Source organism: Pseudundibacterium arcticum, from assembly GCF_042646465.1.
In the GTDB taxonomy this organism is placed as follows: Bacteria; Pseudomonadota; Gammaproteobacteria; order Burkholderiales; family Burkholderiaceae_D; genus Undibacterium_A; species Undibacterium_A arcticum.
Map to the genome: position 1 here is coordinate 159,068 of NZ_JBHRTP010000024.1, position 16,575 is coordinate 175,642.

Here is a 16,575-nt window from a genome sequence, read left to right on the forward strand (position 1 = left end):
CCGCCCCCACCTCCGTCCCACGCATTCCACAACATCGTCAACAACATCGCTCCACGAGGACAACATGACCGTTTCCGACAACAAAACCGAAAAGCAAACCCTGGGTTTCCAGGCTGAAGTCAAGCAGCTGTTGCAATTGATGATCCATTCCCTGTATTCCAACAAGGAAATCTTCCTGCGCGAGCTGGTGTCAAATGCATCTGACGCGGCCGACAAGCTGCGCTTCGAGGCAATCAACAATGATGCGCTGTATGCCAATGACCATGCGTTGAAGATCAATGTGTCGTTCGACCAGGCGGCGCGCACCATCACCATCGCCGACAACGGCATCGGCATGAGCCGCGACGAGGCGATCTCGCATCTGGGCACGATCGCCAAATCCGGCACCAAGGAATTTTTCGGCCAGCTGTCCGGCGACCAGCAAAAGGATGCGGCGCTGATCGGCCAGTTCGGCGTCGGCTTTTACTCCGGCTTCATCGTGGCCGACAAGATCACCGTCAATACCCGCCGTGCCGGCACCGCACCGGAAGACGCGGTGTGCTGGGAGTCGACCGGTGAAGGCGAGTACAGCATCGAGCCTATCGTCAAACCGACCCGCGGCACCGAGATCATCCTGCATCTGCGCGAAGGCGAGGACGAGCTGCTGTCCGGCTGGAAGCTGAAATCGATCATCCGCAAATATTCCGACCATATCTCACTGCCGATCCTGATGCAGAAAGAGGAATGGGACGAAGAGAAAAAAGAAACGGTGCTGAAGGACGAGTTTGAAACCGTCAATCAGGCCAGCGCATTGTGGGCCCGCAACAAGGCCGACATCGCCCCCGAACAGTACGACGAGTTCTACAAGCATGTGTCGCACGATTTCCAGGGGCCGCTGACGCTTACCCACAACAAGGTCGAGGGCCGCAGCGAATATACCCAACTGCTGTACGTGCCGGCGCACGCACCGTTCGATCTGTGGGATCGCAACAAGCGCGGCGGACTCAAGCTGTATGTCAAGCGCGTGTTCATCATGGACGACGCCGACCAATTGATGCCGGTCTACCTGCGCTTCGTCAAGGGCGTGATCGACTCCAACGACCTGCCGCTGAATGTCTCGCGCGAAATCCTGCAAGAGTCGCGCGACGTCAAGGTGATCCGCGAAGGCTCGACCAAGCGCGTGCTGGGCATGCTGGAAGAATTGGCCAATGCCGACGAGCAGGAAAAGAAGGACAAGTACGCCACATTCTGGAAGGAATTCGGCCAGGTATTCAAGGAAGGTATCGGCGAGGACGCGACCAACAAGGAACGCATCGCCAAGCTGCTGCGGTTTGCCTCGACCCGCGACGATAGCGACCAACAAAACGTGTCGTTCGCCGACTATGTGGCGCGCATGAAAGAAGGCCAGGACAAGATTTACTACGCCACCGGCGAATCCTACGGCGCCGCCAAGAACAGCCCGCACCTCGAAATCTTCCGCAAGAAAGGTGTCGAAGTATTGCTGCTGACCGATCGCGTCGATGAATGGATGCTGTCTTTCCTGCAGGATTTCGACGGCAAGGAACTGGTGTCGGTGGCCAAAGGCGGCCTCGACCTCGGTGCGCTGGAAGATGAGGCGGAGAAAAAGCAGCACCAGGAAACCGAGACCGAATACCACGATCTGGTCGCCAAGATGAAGGATGCGCTGACCGACAAGGCCAAGGAAGTGCGCGTCACCTTCCGCCTGACCGATTCGCCGGCCTGCCTGGTGGCCGATGAGAATGAGTTGTCCGGCAACCTGTTGCGGATGCTGAAAGCCGCTGGTCAGGCCGCACCGGAATCGAAGCCGATTCTCGAAATCAACCCAAACCATCCGCTGGTCCAGCGCCTGAAATACGAGGATGCGAAGTTCGGCGACTGGTCCAACATCCTGTTCGACCAGGCCATGCTGGCCGAAGGCGGCGCGCTGGCCGACCCGGCCGGATTCGTGCGGCGTCTGAACGAGATGTTGCTGGGACTGTCGTCCAAATAAACGGCACAGATCGGGCAAGATTGCGCGCCCGGTTCAAACGAAAAGAGCGACCGAGGTCGCTCTTTTTTCATCGGTAGCCGGTTAGTGTGTCTCAGTTCGGTCAGTACCCATACCTGATTAGATGCGTGTACATGCGAGCTCAATAACTGATCCCCAAACGTCGGTACAAGAAGCCGAGCACGAACAGCGGCCCGATCAGCAGGTAGCGCAAATCGTCAAAAAACGATGGCTTTTTTCCCTCGATCTTGTGACCAATGAACTGCCCGATCCACGCCAGCACGAACACCCCGATCGACACGGGCAGCACCAGTCCCACCGGCAACGCATACAGCAGCGCCAGGAACAGGCCCGACATCAGCAGCATGCCGACCGCAAAGAACAGCGACAGCGTGCAGTAGTAAATCAATGCCAGCACCGCTGCCGCCAGTGCCAGCCAAGGCTGCAGCGCCCAGATCAAACCCAGTACGCTGAACACGATGGCGGGCACGCATACGCAATGGATGATTTCGTTGGTCTGGTTGCGATGGCTGTCGGCATAGTTGGCGAGCAGGATGTCGATTGTCCTGGGTTTGGCTGCGCTGTGGGTGGTGTCTTGATGCATGTCTGCCTCCTGGAATGTCGTATCAATGTTGTATTTATGGTTGGGATTGATCTCACAATATCAGGGTTTGCAACGCTCGGCTGCAGGCGCGCATACCTTTTCGGGCCGGATCAGCTGGTCCGCCCTTGAGTGTAGTTCGGACCAGGAGTGGCGGAGTATATTAACTTTCCGTAATTCTTACCAGCAGCGCCTGGCTACCATGCAACGAGTATATGTTTTGATGCCGATACCGCCGTGCCCGCAAGCGCCAACGCCAAGTCGCCGGTCACGCATTAGAATAGCGCCATGCCTGTCTCCACTCCGTCCGCCGCGACCGCCGCTATGCAATTAATCGGACTTCCGCCCGTCATCGCCAGCGATACCCACATTCTGATCCTCGGCAGCTTCCCCGGCCAGGCGTCCCTGGTGGCGCAGCAATATTACGCACATCCGCGCAACCAGTTCTGGCGCTTGCTATCGGCGGTGATCGGCGAGGACTTGGCCGGACTGCCGTACCCGCAGCGGCTGGCGATTTTGCTCGCGCATCGGATCGGCGTGTGGGACGTGATCGGCGCCTGTCACCGCAACGGCAGCCTGGATGCGGCGATACGTCAGCCTCGCGCCAACGATCTCGATCAGTTGCGCCGGTTGTGCCCGGCTTTGCAGCGCGTCTGCTTCAACGGCAAGACCTCCGGCAAATTCGCGCCGCAGTTTGCCGCTGCGGGGTTCGACACGCTGGTGCTGCCGTCGTCGTCACCGGCCAACGCGCAATGGTCGTTTGAGGAAAAACTGGTGCCTTGGCGCGCGATTTTGGACGAACTGGCGGGCTAGCCAGCCCGTGGGCTGAAGGCGCTCAAGTACAATTGCGCACTTCAGGCGCCTGCTTCGCACGACGCAGTGTGGCGCCGACCACCACACATGACACGCTGCGCGGCAGCGCGCATCAAAATCTGATCAATCAAGGAGAAAGCATGAAACTGGTCCGCTATGGCCGCCCCGGCAAGGAAAAACCCGGCCTGATCGATGAAGAAGGAAAGCTACGCGACCTGTCCGGCGTGATCGATGACATCGGCGCGCTGCAACTGTCCGACAAGGCGCTGGCCAAATTGGCCAAAATAAAGGAGGCGTCACTGCCACTGGTGCGCGGCAATCCTCGCTTTGGCGTACCGATCGCACAGGTTGGAAAAATCATCGGCCTCGGCCTGAATTACTCGGACCACGCCAAGGAAGCCGGCATGCCGATTCCGAAAGAGCCGATCATATTCATGAAAGCGATCACCTCCCTGTCCGGCCCGGACGATGACGTGGTGCTGCCAAAAGGATCGAAAAAAGCCGATTGGGAAGTCGAACTCGGCGTCGTGATCGGCACCCAGGCAAAATATGTCAGCGTCAAGGATGCGCTACTGCACGTGGCCGGCTATTGCGTGGTCAATGATCTATCCGAACGCGAGTTTCAGCTCGAGCGCGGCCCGCAATGGGACAAGGGCAAGGGTTGCGATACCTTCGGCCCGGTCGGACCGTGGCTGGTGACGCGCGATGAGGTGATGAATCCGCAGCGGCTCGACTTATATCTCGACGTGAACGGCGAACGGATGCAGGGCGGCAGTACCCGAACCATGATTTTTTCGGTCGCCCAGATTGTCAGTTACCTGAGTCAGTTCATGACGCTGATGCCGGGCGATATCATCTGCACCGGTACGCCACCAGGCGTGGGCATGGCGATGCAGCCGCCGCGCTACCTGCAGCCGGGTGACCAGATCACGCTGGGGATTGCCGGTTTGGGCGAACAGCAGCAAGCTGTGGTTGCGCATCGCAAATAACCGGCGCGAATGCAACAAGGAAGTCGGCCAGGAGTCGGGCCGACACAGCTAGGCCGCCCCCAGCGGACAAACGGTCGAGTTACTCGGCGTCCGGCTGCTGGTCCGGCGCCGCGTTGAGGAACGCATCGAGCTGCAAACAGGCCGCATTGATGCGCATGATGGTGGGCATCTGCGACAGGTCGCAGTTCAGACGCTGCGCATTGAATAGCTGCGGTACCAGCAGGCAGTCAGCCAGCATCGGCGTATCGCCGAAGCAGAATTTTCCAACCCGTGGATCCCGCGCCAGCGTCGCTTCGATCGCTGCCAGCCCCAGTTGACACCAGTGGCGGTACCAGGCGTTCTTGTCGTCTTCACTGACCTTCAATTCCCTGACCAGATAGCGCAGTACGCGCAAGTTGTTGATCGGATGAATGTCGCAGGCAATCGCCTGTGCGATGGCGCGCACATAGGCGCGGTCGATCGGCGTCGCCGGCAACAGCGGCGGTGCGGGATGGGTCTCTTCCAGATACTCGATGATCGCCATCGACTGGGTCAGCACCATGCCGTCATCGACCAGCGCCGGTACCAGCGCTTCCGGATTCAGTTTCCGATAATCGGGCGATAATTGTTCACCGCCGTGTTTAAGCAGGTGCACCGGCACCGACTCATACGACAAACCCTTCAGATTGAGCGCGATGCGCACCCGATACGATGCCGAGCTGCGGAAATACGTGTAGAGCTGCATATTGTTTTCCATAACAACGATGATGTTGGTAGTCCCGGCAATTTTTTCATCAAGCCCGCCTCAGCTCGACAACACACGCAGCTTTAATTCTCCCAGGCCATCAATGGTCGCCTCCATCAAGTCGCCCGGCACCACCGCGGCAACGCCCGCTGGCGTACCGGTGAAAATCAGGTCGCCGGCTTGCAGTTCAAAATACTGCGATAAATGTTCGATGGTTTCGGGTACGTTCCAGATCAGTTGGTCGATATTGCCGCGCTGGCGCGGCGCGCCGTTGACCTGCAACCCGATGGCGCCCTGGTGCAGCTGGCCGGTAGCCTCCACTGGATAAATCGGCCCCAGCGGTGCCGACTGTTCAAAACCCTTGCCGGTGCACCACGGCCGGCCGGTCTTTTTGGCCTCCGCCTGCAAGTCGCGCCGCGTCATGTCGAGTCCGATCGCATAACCCCAGATGTGCTGCGACGCGTCGGCAGCGGCGATATCTTTGCCGCCTTTGCCAATCGCGACCACCAGTTCGATTTCATGATGCAGATCCTGCGTCATCGATGGATAGCGCAACTCGCCGACGGTACCGGCCGGCACCGGCAGCACCGCATCTGCAGGTTTCATGAAAAAGAATGGCGCCTCGCGGCCGCTACCGCCCATTTCCTTCGCGTGCTCGGAATAATTGCGACCGACGCAGTAGATACAATGCACCGGGAAAAAATCATTACTAGCGGCGACCGGAACCACAACCGTCGGGGGTGATGGAAAAACAAATTGCATGAAAATCTCCTTATGTAGTCTGACTTGCTACGCGGTGAAATCCGTCAAGTCGCCGGCCACTGGCGGTTTGCGTCCCGCCAGTAACCTCTGATCCATCTGTACCGCCCGCTGGCACTCCGACGAGCCACACACGCCGGCACCGGTAGCGCAGTCCCACGCCTGCCTGGTTGCGGGGCATAACCCCACCAGGCAGGAAAACAGCGCATCCGGATAGACCGGCCGGCTGCTGGCGTACCAATCGGATTTTTCGTCGAACAATTGATGGTGATGCATGGCGTTGTCACGGTTGTTGAAGTTGATGCGGGCAGCCAAGAGTTCCGCCGGCCGCCCTTGCTGAGCACACCACTAGTTACCGGGTTCGCTGCCGTTAACCGTGTTCATCACAGCCGTCATGCGACTGGTCGTCTGCGCATCGGCCTGGGCCGGCAGGCTGAACAGATCCTGCAACAGCTGCTCCCGGCTCATTTCCCTTTGCCCTGACTTCAAGGACGACTGCAACACTTCGACCTGCATCTTCAGACGCTCGCCGGACAGCGCCGCCGGACTGGCCAGACCGCACACAATTTCCAGTCGCAGCAGTTGCTGCGCCAACGGCGTCTGGTTGTCTTGCAGCGTTCGTACATAGTCAGCGTCGCCGGCTTGCAAGGCCCGCAGCGCGGCGTCGAAGCGATTGCGCATCGCTGCCTCCCATGGCGAGCGCATGGCGGGCAGCGCTTGCCAGCTGTCCGCCCAGTTCCGCTCAACCGGTTGCTGCAAGGCGGCTTCCAATTGTTGACACAACATGATTTTGTCGCGCAATACATTGGCTTGGGCCTGAGCTGCGGCCCGTTTTACGGCATCGATTTTCGCTTGCAGCGCCGCCACTGCGACCTGATGGCGCTGTTCGATCTGACGTTCGGCGGTGCGCGGCACCGGACCGATCCGGTTCCAGGCGGCCGTGGCATCATGCAATGCGGCGGCCAGGCTCCCGGCATCAGTGTCAGGGCCGCCCTGGCCGGTCGCCTCCAGCGTGCCACACAGCGCTTCCTTGGCCTGCAGATTCTGGCGCCGTTCGGCATCGGCCGCGTCGGACGACGCTTTGCGCTTGGCAAAAACCGCATCGCAGGCGCTACGGAAACGCTGCCACAACGCTTGCTCTTCGTGTCGATCCAGCGGCAGGGATCTGGCATGCTGCTGCCACCGCTCCTGCAGCGCACGCAGCTGGTCGACACTGCTGCGCTGGTCGGGGTCGAGTCGTGTCACTTCGGCGATCAATTTTTCGCGCTGCGCGGATTCGTGCTGACGTTGCTGCGTCAGCGGCCCCATCAGCCGCCGCAACGCGCAGTCAAACTCCGCTTGCAGAGTCCTTTTCTCCTTGCGATCGAGCGGGCCGACCTGGTGCCAGGCCTGGCTGTATTGCTGACAATAGGCGGCTATGCCCTTCCAGTCAAACGAGGAGGAATCGGGATCAGGATCGGCATCGACCGTCGCGGACAATTTGTGGTCATCGGCATATTTCACCAGCTCGGCAATCAGCATGCGCGCCTTGCCGGCATTTTCCTGACGCTGTTCGGCCAGTTGTTTGAAATGCGCGGCGGCCGGCGCATAGGCCGTCGTGCAGACGCTATCGAAACGCTCCCATAAATTTTTCGGCGCCGCACCGGAAGCCGTGTCGAGCGCGCGCCAACGCTCGCGCGAGCTGCCGACCTTCTTGGCGAGTTCGGTGACCGGCAAGTTTTGTCCTGCCAAGTCTTCCACCGCCTTGATCAATTCCTCGCGCGACACGTTGCCGCCCCATTTGGCCCAATCCTGCAGGCGGCTCAATTCGGCGCGCGCCACGCCCAGGCGCGTGGCCTGTGCCGGTGCCGGCCGCAACGCTTTCAGATCGTTTGAGCGCAGCAGTTTGTCCTGGTCGGCGGCGGCATGCAGCAAGCCGTCCTGCAGTGCCTGCTCCATGGCATCGAGCGCGCTGGAAAATTGGCGCTGCTGGTCGGCGCTTGCCTGCGGTCGCAATGCCGGCAGCACCGGCGACGCGTTGGCTGACAGTCCGCTCGATCTGCCCACTCGCGCGATTAGCGTATCGAAACGCGCCTGCAGCACCGCGTCGTCAGGCGCGGGCAATGCACGCCAGTTGCGATGCAAACTGTCGACATCGAGTTGATCATCCGCCGCCTCCCAGTCCGTCAGCGCCTGTTGTCGCGCCATGCGTGCGGCGAAGCGCTGCTCATGTGCAAGCTGCAACCCTGCCAGCCGCTGTTGCTGATTCGTCAGTTCGGTCAATAAGGGTTGGGGCAACGACGGCGCTTCCGGTGAAGCCCGATGCTGTGCCAGTTCTGCTTCGATCTGCGCGCTTTGCCGCGCCAGCTCGTCCGGCGCCAGTGTGTCGATGCCCTCGATGTTCTCAATCAGCCGCTGCAATCGAACGCGTGCATCGATGACGGCGCGCTGCAAGCCGGCCTGCGCAGCGAGGCGCTGTGCCAGTTGCGTACGGACCGCCTGATATGACTCCTGCAGGACTGGTGTTGCGGCGCCGGCCGATTGCCAGTCACGATCCAGCTGTGCGACCTGATTCGGCATCAGCGACGGCAGTTGGATCAAGGCCTGTGCCCGCGCGATGCAGGTCTGCGCCTTGCTCGCGACTGCACTCTGGTGTCTGATTGCGTCGAGCCGCGTCTGCATCAGCTTGGCGACGCGTCGGTCGGCGTTGCGCATCGCCTGGTACAGCTGCTCCAGCATCGGCTCACTATGCACATACTGGGCCGCTTTCAGCCGGGCGTCGGCGAATTCATTTTGCTGGATAAAGGCGACCGCGGCGGCCTCGTCGTTTTCGAAGTGTTGCGCTTGCGCCAGCGCGGCTTGCTTTGCGCTGTCCGCGACGGCCGGCACGATCGACTGTTGCGGCTGGGCGGTTTGCTGCGTGCCGCGCGATGGATTTAATTTGGTGGCGGTGTTTTTGGAAGTGCGCTTGAACAGGAAGTCGAACATGGAGTGGCGGTCAGTGGTTTGGTCGAGGCAGCCATCATATCAATTCGCCGTCATCTTGTTGACCTTGGTGTTGACAGTGATGTGCGGTTGCCGGTCCGCCCAGGATTTTACGGTTCGATGCGAGAGATGGAATCCACCATATACTCATATGGTGATACGCCAATTCCGCAATGATATTAATAGACTAATTAAGATACTGGCAATTTTTCTCAAAAATGGACAAAAAAATGGCACAACCATGTTGTGCCAATTCTTACACTCTACGCACTCAGGACTGATCGCCCGTGTCGCGCGGCTACCTGCCCCGTCGACCACCGTCCGCTGCCGTCTGCGCCTGCATCAAGGCCGGTGGTGCAGCACGAACGGGCTCGATGTCGCTCAGGTCATCGTTCCAGTTGCTGCGATTCAATGCCAGCAACGGATCGCACAGTTGCTCTGCAAAAAATGCTTGTGCCTGCATTGCCGGGCCCGCCTCGGCTCTCGCTCGCGCCATCATCAACGCATCATGCTCGAACACCAAGCGATCATGCACCAGAAACTGTTGCGCCATATCGAACCATTGTTCGGACGGTATCGCATGGCGCGCCACGGTAAAGAGTTCTCCCTCTTCCCGGTCCATTTTTTTCAGCATCGTGTTGCAGTACAGCGTAACCGATGCACCCAATTCTTCAATTTTGACGGCGCTGTGTGTGATGCCCTGCTGCAATCGATCGCGAATCGATCTCAGCACGCTCAGACCCAGCAGGCTGAGCGATTCAAGTTCCGCCAATAGCAAATCGGCCTGTTTGGTCGCTTTGCGTATCGCGGGGATGAGGTAGATGTCCACTTTGCGCCAGTGGCAGCGTTGATGCAGCTGGTTAATTTTACTGAGCAAGGATTTCAGGGTGGCCTGATCGGTCGCTCGCCGATCGTTGTCATTATTCGAAATACTATCGCGGAAGGTGGTTAAGTTTTTGCGTATGCTGGCTTGTTCAACAGACAAGGCAACCAAGGCATAAGTTGCAGTCAACATCTTTTCTCCTCATGGTATTGCTGCCCTTATAAATATATGCATCGATGGAGCAGTGCATTCATAAGCAACAAATAATCGTTGTTTTTGATACCGAAAATCAAGACGTGGAAGAAGTATAGAAGGCACAATCAATTGATGTTTGCGCCATCGCAATCTTGGGAGTAGAACTTTTGACAAAAGTTCCGATTGTCCGCAAAACATTTGCAAGAAAAACAAGACCCGCTGAGGGATCAGCAAAGACTGGTGTCGTGGGCCCAGTCGAGTACAGGCAACAGTCGCGGCGCCAGCAGCGCGCGGGCGCCGGCGTATTCCAGCCAACGATATTCATGGTGTTCGGGAAAACCCAGTTCCGGGTTGATCATCAACTGCACTACCGGATCGTGTGCGACTGCGAGGTAATAACGCGCTACCTTGCCAGCGCCGTAGGGCGGGGTTTCACAATAGGTTTGGCCCCAGGCAAAATCGAGGGCGTCCAGCGCCGTTTCCTCAAGCACCTCGCGGCGCGCCGCGTCAAATGGCGTTTCGTCGGCTTCGACCCGCCCCTTGGGAAAATCCCAGTAGTGATAACAGCGCAACAACAGATACCGGCAACCGTCCGGCCCGCGCCGTAGTATGACCACACCGGCGGACAGCATTTTTTGCTTCATCTGGCGATTTCTGTTTTCTTGTCGACTGCCGCTGTCAACGCGGCGCGAAACGTCGGCGGATCGCTCAGCAGCACGCGTACCTGCGGCGTGCCGTGCCAGCCGGCCAGACGTAATAGCGCCGCGGCCAGTTCATCGGTCAGGCGCTGACTGACGCGCACTCCCGGTTCCAGATGCACGATCTTGACTTCGAACACCCCATCGCGCCGGTGCGCCTTGGCGTCGAGACGGCCAACCAGCGCACCGCGATGCAGGATCGGCAACGTGAAGTAGCCGTAACGGCGTTTCTCGGCCGGCGTATAGCATTCCAGGCGGTAGTCGAAACCGAACAGTTCCAGCGCGCGACGCCGGTCCCATACTACCGGATCGAACGGCGACAGCAGACTGGTCACGCTCGGCTTGAGCGTGCCGGCGGCGGCTGCCAGTGCCAGTGCAGCGTGATCCGGGTGGATATACACTGGCGCGTTCCAGCCATCAACCTGCGCCCGCAGTAGCGCACCTTCGGCCACCAACGACTCCGGATTCGGTGTCGGCTGGCTTTTGGCAGTGCGGAAATAATCACCGATCCAGCTTGCTTTGGCGATGCCCATCGCCTTCACCGCCTGCAGCAGCAATCGGCGCCGGGTCTCGGGCAGCGGCGGCAAATGCTGGTCGTCCCAATCGGGCAAGATGCGCTCCGCCAGGTCGTAGACCCGTTGAAAATTTTGCCGGCGCGCAATCATCAGGTGGCCGGCGGTAAACAGTATTTCGAGCGAACGCTTTTCCGGCTTCCACGCCCACCAGCCGCCGCCCGCGCCGTCGGCGCGTTCAAAATCGACCGAGCGGGCCGGGCCATTGGCACGGATGTGGGCGATGACCGCATCGACTTCCTTGCGCCTCTCAATCATCCATTCGGCCGAATATTTCCAGCCCAGCGAGCCGGGGTCGATCATGCGGTGTCGATACAGTGCGTAATCCTCGATCGGGACAAAACTGGCTTCGTGTGCCCAGTATTCAAACAATTTCGATTCGGCCAGCAATTCTTCCAGCCAGACCTGCGGATACGCACCGAGTCGGCTCCACAGTACCAGATAGGGACTGCGGGCGACCACATGAATGGTATCGATTTGCAGCACGCCCATGTTGCGGATCGCGGCCAGCACGTCAGCCTTGACCGCCATTTTCCGGCGCGGCTGCAATAAACCCTGCGCCGCGAGATGGAGCGCGCGGGCGGCGCGCAGTGAGAGTCTCAAATCGGTCATGGGATCGGTGTCGGGGAATTCTCCGGATGTCCTGTCTGATGTGCCGACCGGCAATTAAGTCAGTGTTCCGCCATCCCATTCCCGACGCAGACAGCCATAGACGGCAAGGTCGATATAGCGTCCGTACAGCTGCTCTGCCTCCCGCAGGGTGCCTTCATGCACGAAGCCAAGCCGCTCCGGAATCGCGCGGCTGCGGCCATTGAGCGGCGCACAGCGGATCACGACTTTATTCAATTCCAGGGTATTGAAGGCATGGTCGATTACGGCGCGGCAGGATGCCGTGACGAAACCTTGGCCTTGGTGCGACTCGGCCAAGCAGTAACCGATCGCCGCAGTGCGGCTGGACCAGTCGATCGGGTGATGCCCGACTATGCCGGCCAGCTTGTCGTCGATCCAGATCCCGGCGATGAAACCCCTGCCGTCGGCAAACTGGCGCAAGCCGGACTGGATAAACGCCAGCGAATCGGCCGGCGTACGCGTCAGATCGAGCCAGGGTAACCAGTTGCGAAGATGATCGCGATTGGCGTCGGCCAGCGCGAACAGCTCGGCTGCATGATGCGCTTCCAGTAGCCGGAGTCGATGGCGGTCGCTGATGCAGTATGAAAACATGGCCTGGTCCTGAATGAATGCAGCAATGTTACAGATACAACGGCGACCATCGTCGCAGACTGGCGTCAGTCTGCCACGATTACGAAATATCAGGAAATCTCGGCCACCCGGTGACAGGCCACCAGTCGGCCTTCAAATGGCAGCAGTGCCGGAATCTCGTGGCGGCAGCGCTCGATCGCATACGGGCAGCGGTTGTTGAACGCGCAACCGGGCGGCGGTGCCAGCGGCGACGGCAGTTCGCCTTTCAGCATGATTTTCTGCTGGCGTTGCGCCGGGTTGATGCGCGGCGTGCTCGCCAGCAGTGCCTTGGTGTAAGGATGCAGCGGGCGGCTGAAGATTTCCTGCTTGCTGCCGTGTTCGACGGTCTTGCCAAGATACATGACCAGCACCTCGTCGGCAATATGTTCGACCACCGCCAGATTGTGCGAAATGAACAGATAGGCAACGCCTGACGCCTGCTGCAAATCCATCAGCAGGTTCAGCACCTGGGCCTGGATCGACACGTCGAGCGCCGAAACCGGCTCGTCGGCGACGATCACTTTCGGATCGAGCATCAGCGCGCGCGCAATTGCAATGCGCTGGCGCTGGCCGCCGGAGAACATGTGCGGATAGCGGCCATAAAATTCCGGGCGCAAGCCGACCTTCGCCATCATCGCCTGCGCCTTGGCGGCACGCTCAGTCTTGCTCAGGCTGGTATTGATGATCAGCGGCTCCTCCAGCATCGCGCCGACTTTTTTGCGCGGATTCAGGCTGGCATATGGATTCTGGAACACCATCTGTACCAGTGGACGTACTTTTTTCAGCTCGGCCTTGCTGGCGCGGGCAATATTGGCGCCGTCCATCCATAGCTCACCACCGCTGGGCGGCTCGATCATCGTGATCTGGCGCGCCAGGGTCGACTTGCCGCAGCCGGATTCGCCCACCACGGCCAATGTCTTGCCGCGCGTCAGCGTAAACGAGACACCGTCGAGCGCGCGCGCCGTGGCCTTCGGCTTCATCCAGCCTTGCGACACGCTATAGTATTTGGCGAGACTCTTCGCTTCCAGCAGAATGTTCGGATTACTCATCATGCAGCCTTCTGTTGTGACCACTGGTTGGTTGGGTGGCCAGCACGGTCCAGCGGAAAATGGCAGCGCACCTTGGCGACGGCATCGCCTTCCAGCGCCGGCCGCAGCTCGCGGCACTTGTCGGTGGCATAGGCGCAACGCGGGCTCAGCAGGCAGCCGCTCGGCCGGTCGTATTGCCCGGGCACGACGCCGGGTATGGTTTGCAGGCGGTCGCGACCGATATTGTGTTCCGGCAGCGAGGCCAGCAGTGCCTGGGTGTAGGGATGCTTAGGTGCGTTAAAGATGTCCGGCACCAGGCCGGTCTCGACCACCTGACCAGCATACATCACCACCACGCGCTGTGCTGTCTGCGCGACCACCGACAGGTCATGCGTGATCAGCATCAGGGCCATGCCGCGCTCGCGTTGCAACTGCAGCAGCAGGTCCAGCATCTGGGCCTGCACCGTGACGTCGAGCGCGGTGGTTGGCTCATCGGCGATCAGCAACTTGGGATTGCAGGCAATCGCAATCGCCACCATCACGCGCTGGCACATGCCGCCTGAAAGTTGGTGCGGGTAGGCGTCGAGCCGGTGCTCAGGATCGGGAATGTCGACCTGCTTGAGCAGCGCCAGCGCCTTGGCACGCATTTCCTTCTTCGATCCGCCCTGATGCACGCGCAAGGTCTCGATCAATTGATCGGCCACCGTAAAGCACGGATTCAGGCTGGTCATCGGATCCTGGAAAATCATCGCGATGTCTTTGCCGAGCAGGCCGCGCCGCTCCTTGTCCTTCATGCCAAGCAGGTCGCGCCCTTCGAACGCCATCCGGTCAGCCTTGACCCGGCCCGGATAGTCGATCAGGCCCATCAGGGCCAGCGACGTGACGCTTTTGCCGGAGCCGGATTCGCCGACGATGCCGACCACTTCGCCTTGCTCGATGCTCAGATCGAGGCCATCGACCGCCTTGAACGGCGCACCCTCGGAGCCGAACTCAACGCGCAGGTTTTTGATTTCTAGCAGTGCCATTATCGATTCGCTATCGTTTCAGTTTCGGGTCGAGCGCGTCGCGCAGTCCGTCACCCATCAGGTTGAATGCCAGCACCGAGATCAGAATCGCCAGGCCCGGGAAGGTCACGACCCACCATGCGCTCAGGATGAACTCACGTGCATCGGCCAGCATCGCGCCCCATTCCGGCGTCGGCGGTTGCGCGCCAAGGCCGAGAAAGCCGAGTGCCGCGGCATCCAGGATGGCACTGGAAAACCCGAGCGTGGCCTGCACGATCAACGGTGCAGCACAGTTCGGCAGCACGCAATTAAACATGATGCGAAAGGTGCCGGCGCCGGCGATACGGGAAGCACTGACATAATCTTTCGACATTTCACCGATCACGGCGGCACGCGTCAGGCGTGCAAAATGCGGCAGCATCACGATCGCGATCGCGTACATCGCGTTCATCAGGCCAGGCCCGAGGATTGCCACCACGGCAACTGCCAGCAGCAGGCTGGGAAGCGCCAGCATGATGTCCATCAAGCGCATGATCGCGACTTCGATGACGCCGCGATAGTAGCCTGCCAACAATCCAAACACGATGCCAAAAGCCAGCGACAGCGTTACCGAGACCAGGCCAAACATCAGCGACAGCCGGGTGCCGTAGATCAGGCGCGACAGGATATCGCGGCCGACCGGATCGGTGCCCAAAATGAACTTGCTGCTGCCGCCGTCCTGCCACACCGGTGGCACCAGCGTGGCATCGCGGAATTGCTCGGCCGCCGTATGCGGCGCCACTAGATCGGCCAGAATTGCCAGCAGGAGCACGATGCAGACCACGGCGAGGCCGATCACCGCACCGCGGTTCTGGCGGAAGTAGTCCCACATTTCACGCAACGGATGCGGTGGCGCGCTAGGTGCCGTACCAGATGCCGCCACAGGCATTGCCGGGCGTGCCGGAGGCGTGATAGTTGTGTTGCTCATGATTTATGGCTGATGCGTGGATTGATGACGCCGTACAGGACATCGACAAGCAGATTGACCACGATGATGATGGTCGCCGACAGCAGGATACCGCCCTGCACCACCGGATAATCGCGACGATGGATCGCCTCCACCAGCCACTTACCGATGCCGGGCCAGGCAAAGATCGATTCGGTCAGGATCGCGCCGGCCAGCATGGTGCCGACTTGGAGGCCGATGATGGTGACTACCGGAATCAGCGCGTTGCGCAAGGCGTGCACGCCGATCACGCGCCAGCGCGACAGGCCCTTGGCGCGGGCGGTACGGACATAGTCCTCGCGCAATACTTCCAACATCGCCGAGCGCGTCATGCGCGCAATCACCGCCAGCGGGATGGTACCGAGCGCGATGGCCGGCAGGATGAGATGAGAAGCGGCGGACTTGAATGCGCCCGGCTCACCGGACAGCAGGCTGTCGATCAGCATGAAGCCGGTCACCGGCTGCAGGTCGTACAGGATATCGATGCGGCCCGACACCGGGGTCCAGCCCAGCGTCACCGAGAACAGCAGGATCAGCAGCAGTGCCCACCAGAAAATCGGCATCGAGTAGCCGGTCAGCGAGCCGCCCATCACCGAATAATCGAGAAAGGTATTGCGCTTCAACGCGGCCAGGATGCCGGCCGGCAGGCCGATCACCAGCGCCAGCAGCATCGCGCAGGTCGACAGTTCGAGCGTGGCTGGAAACAGTGACAGGAATTCGCGCAGCACCGGCTCGTGGGTGGTGATCGATGCACCGAGATCACCCTTGAAGACATGGCCGAGATAATCGAAATATTGGGCGTACAGTGGCTGGTCGAGGCCGAATTCATGTACCAGCTGGGCGTAGCGCGCCGGTTCCATGCCGCGCTCACCGGACATGGCTTCGACGGCGTCGCCGGGAATCAGATGGATCAGCGCAAACACAAGTAGCGTTATGCCGAGAAAGGTCGGAATGACCAATCCCGCACGACGCAGGAGGAATCCAAACATTGAGTTACCCTGTTCGATTGATGGTTGAGCAGCAACTACAGCAGTAGCCAGCCTTGTGGGCCGCTACCAGTTCAATAGGCGCGCAGTACCCGAAGTACCCATCGGGATAGGATGGATAAGGGCATTGACGCCACCGCCGGGCGATCGCGATCGATCCGCCCGGCGGTGCAGCATGATAACGGATGATCGCTCCGCCGTCACCATG

16 protein-coding genes are annotated in these 16,575 nt (G+C 60.0%); 3 read left to right on the plus strand and 13 right to left on the minus strand.

Annotated features, from left to right (window positions below; translation table 11 throughout):
* Nucleotides 1-64: 64 nt before the first annotated feature.
* Nucleotides 65-1,990 (plus strand): molecular chaperone HtpG, encoded by a 1,926-nt coding sequence (gene htpG / locus ACFOFO_RS09350; RefSeq protein WP_390325957.1) that lies wholly within the window; start codon nt 65-67, stop codon nt 1,988-1,990.
* Between the two features lie 139 nt (nt 1,991-2,129).
* Here the strand turns inward: htpG and ACFOFO_RS09355 are convergent, their stop codons facing one another.
* Entirely contained in the window at nt 2,130-2,591 is a 462-nt protein-coding gene (locus ACFOFO_RS09355; protein WP_390325959.1) for an Mpo1 family 2-hydroxy fatty acid dioxygenase, read from the minus strand.
* Nucleotides 2,592-2,876: 285 nt separating this feature from the next.
* Between ACFOFO_RS09355 and ACFOFO_RS09360 the strand changes: the two genes are divergently transcribed.
* Both ACFOFO_RS09360 and ACFOFO_RS09365 read left to right on the plus strand, forming a co-directional pair.
* The gene (locus ACFOFO_RS09360; RefSeq protein WP_390325961.1) at nt 2,877-3,401 is read left to right on the plus strand and encodes a DNA-deoxyinosine glycosylase; all 525 of its coding nucleotides are present in this window, start codon (nt 2,877-2,879) and stop codon (nt 3,399-3,401) included.
* Between the two features lie 140 nt (nt 3,402-3,541).
* The gene (locus ACFOFO_RS09365) at nt 3,542-4,390 is read left to right on the plus strand and encodes a fumarylacetoacetate hydrolase family protein (RefSeq protein ID WP_390325962.1); all 849 of its coding nucleotides are present in this window, start codon (nt 3,542-3,544) and stop codon (nt 4,388-4,390) included.
* Between the two features lie 79 nt (nt 4,391-4,469).
* Here the strand turns inward: ACFOFO_RS09365 and maiA are convergent, their stop codons facing one another.
* The 12 genes from maiA to ACFOFO_RS09425 form a co-directional block, all read right to left on the minus strand.
* Nucleotides 4,470-5,114, minus strand: a complete 645-nt coding sequence (maiA, locus tag ACFOFO_RS09370) for a maleylacetoacetate isomerase (protein WP_390325964.1) — start codon at nt 5,112-5,114, stop codon at nt 4,470-4,472.
* 60 nt (nt 5,115-5,174) lie between these two features.
* Nucleotides 5,175-5,876 (minus strand): fumarylacetoacetate hydrolase family protein, encoded by a 702-nt coding sequence (locus ACFOFO_RS09375; RefSeq protein WP_390325967.1) that lies wholly within the window; start codon nt 5,874-5,876, stop codon nt 5,175-5,177.
* Between the two features lie 27 nt (nt 5,877-5,903).
* Nucleotides 5,904-6,188 (minus strand): hypothetical protein, encoded by a 285-nt coding sequence (locus ACFOFO_RS09380; RefSeq protein ID WP_390331420.1) that lies wholly within the window; start codon nt 6,186-6,188, stop codon nt 5,904-5,906.
* Nucleotides 6,189-6,221: 33 nt separating this feature from the next.
* A complete protein-coding gene (locus ACFOFO_RS09385) occupies nt 6,222-8,840 on the minus strand; it encodes a DUF349 domain-containing protein (RefSeq protein ID WP_390331421.1) in 2,619 nt (872 codons plus the stop codon).
* Nucleotides 8,841-9,135: 295 nt separating this feature from the next.
* Nucleotides 9,136-9,852 carry a hypothetical protein gene (locus ACFOFO_RS09390; RefSeq protein WP_390331422.1) on the minus strand — a complete coding sequence of 239 codons (717 nt, stop codon included), beginning with the start codon at nt 9,850-9,852 and terminating at the stop codon, nt 9,136-9,138.
* A gap of 230 nt (nt 9,853-10,082) precedes the next feature.
* Nucleotides 10,083-10,499 carry an NUDIX domain-containing protein gene (locus ACFOFO_RS09395; protein WP_390325974.1) on the minus strand — a complete coding sequence of 139 codons (417 nt, stop codon included), beginning with the start codon at nt 10,497-10,499 and terminating at the stop codon, nt 10,083-10,085.
* Nucleotides 10,496-11,737: a winged helix-turn-helix domain-containing protein gene (locus ACFOFO_RS09400; RefSeq protein WP_390325975.1), complete on the minus strand. Its 1,242-nt coding sequence runs from the start codon at nt 11,735-11,737 to the stop codon at nt 10,496-10,498. Before ACFOFO_RS09400 ends, ACFOFO_RS09395 begins: the two co-directional genes overlap by 4 nt.
* Nucleotides 11,738-11,791: 54 nt before the next feature.
* The gene (locus tag ACFOFO_RS09405) at nt 11,792-12,346 is read right to left on the minus strand and encodes a GNAT family N-acetyltransferase (RefSeq protein ID WP_390325977.1); all 555 of its coding nucleotides are present in this window, start codon (nt 12,344-12,346) and stop codon (nt 11,792-11,794) included.
* An 89-nt stretch (nt 12,347-12,435) separates the two neighbouring features.
* Nucleotides 12,436-13,416 carry a dipeptide ABC transporter ATP-binding protein gene (locus tag ACFOFO_RS09410; protein WP_390331423.1) on the minus strand — a complete coding sequence of 327 codons (981 nt, stop codon included), beginning with the start codon at nt 13,414-13,416 and terminating at the stop codon, nt 12,436-12,438.
* Nucleotides 13,413-14,417 carry an oligopeptide/dipeptide ABC transporter ATP-binding protein gene (locus tag ACFOFO_RS09415; RefSeq protein ID WP_390325981.1) on the minus strand — a complete coding sequence of 335 codons (1,005 nt, stop codon included), beginning with the start codon at nt 14,415-14,417 and terminating at the stop codon, nt 13,413-13,415. The genes ACFOFO_RS09410 and ACFOFO_RS09415 overlap by 4 nt, the downstream gene beginning before the upstream one ends.
* 10 nt (nt 14,418-14,427) lie before the next feature.
* Nucleotides 14,428-15,363 carry an ABC transporter permease subunit gene (locus ACFOFO_RS09420; protein ID WP_390325984.1) on the minus strand — a complete coding sequence of 312 codons (936 nt, stop codon included), beginning with the start codon at nt 15,361-15,363 and terminating at the stop codon, nt 14,428-14,430.
* Complete coding sequence (locus ACFOFO_RS09425) at nt 15,360-16,370, minus strand: ABC transporter permease subunit (RefSeq protein WP_390325986.1); 1,011 nt, start codon at nt 16,368-16,370, stop codon at nt 15,360-15,362. Before ACFOFO_RS09425 ends, ACFOFO_RS09420 begins: the two co-directional genes overlap by 4 nt.
* Nucleotides 16,371-16,575 lie beyond the last annotated feature (205 nt).

Excerpts from the sequence above, each read along its gene's own strand:
- htpG (WP_390325957.1), top strand. The coding sequence starts at position 65 with ATGACCGTTTCCGACAACAAAACCGAAAAGCAAACCCTGGGTTTCCAG.
- ACFOFO_RS09355 (WP_390325959.1), bottom strand. The coding sequence starts at position 2,591 with ATGCATCAAGACACCACCCACAGCGCAGCCAAACCCAGGACAATCGAC.
- ACFOFO_RS09360 (WP_390325961.1), top strand. The coding sequence starts at position 2,877 with ATGCCTGTCTCCACTCCGTCCGCCGCGACCGCCGCTATGCAATTAATC.
- ACFOFO_RS09365 (WP_390325962.1), top strand. The coding sequence starts at position 3,542 with ATGAAACTGGTCCGCTATGGCCGCCCCGGCAAGGAAAAACCCGGCCTG.
- maiA (WP_390325964.1), bottom strand. The coding sequence starts at position 5,114 with ATGCAGCTCTACACGTATTTCCGCAGCTCGGCATCGTATCGGGTGCGC.
- ACFOFO_RS09375 (WP_390325967.1), bottom strand. The coding sequence starts at position 5,876 with ATGCAATTTGTTTTTCCATCACCCCCGACGGTTGTGGTTCCGGTCGCC.
- ACFOFO_RS09385 (WP_390331421.1), bottom strand. The coding sequence starts at position 8,840 with ATGTTCGACTTCCTGTTCAAGCGCACTTCCAAAAACACCGCCACCAAA.
- ACFOFO_RS09390 (WP_390331422.1), bottom strand. The coding sequence starts at position 9,852 with ATGTTGACTGCAACTTATGCCTTGGTTGCCTTGTCTGTTGAACAAGCC.
- ACFOFO_RS09395 (WP_390325974.1), bottom strand. The coding sequence starts at position 10,499 with ATGAAGCAAAAAATGCTGTCCGCCGGTGTGGTCATACTACGGCGCGGG.
- ACFOFO_RS09400 (WP_390325975.1), bottom strand. The coding sequence starts at position 11,737 with ATGACCGATTTGAGACTCTCACTGCGCGCCGCCCGCGCGCTCCATCTC.
- ACFOFO_RS09405 (WP_390325977.1), bottom strand. The coding sequence starts at position 12,346 with ATGTTTTCATACTGCATCAGCGACCGCCATCGACTCCGGCTACTGGAA.
- ACFOFO_RS09410 (WP_390331423.1), bottom strand. The coding sequence starts at position 13,416 with ATGATGAGTAATCCGAACATTCTGCTGGAAGCGAAGAGTCTCGCCAAA.
- ACFOFO_RS09415 (WP_390325981.1), bottom strand. The coding sequence starts at position 14,417 with ATGGCACTGCTAGAAATCAAAAACCTGCGCGTTGAGTTCGGCTCCGAG.
- ACFOFO_RS09420 (WP_390325984.1), bottom strand. The coding sequence starts at position 15,363 with ATGAGCAACACAACTATCACGCCTCCGGCACGCCCGGCAATGCCTGTG.
- ACFOFO_RS09425 (WP_390325986.1), bottom strand. The coding sequence starts at position 16,370 with ATGTTTGGATTCCTCCTGCGTCGTGCGGGATTGGTCATTCCGACCTTT.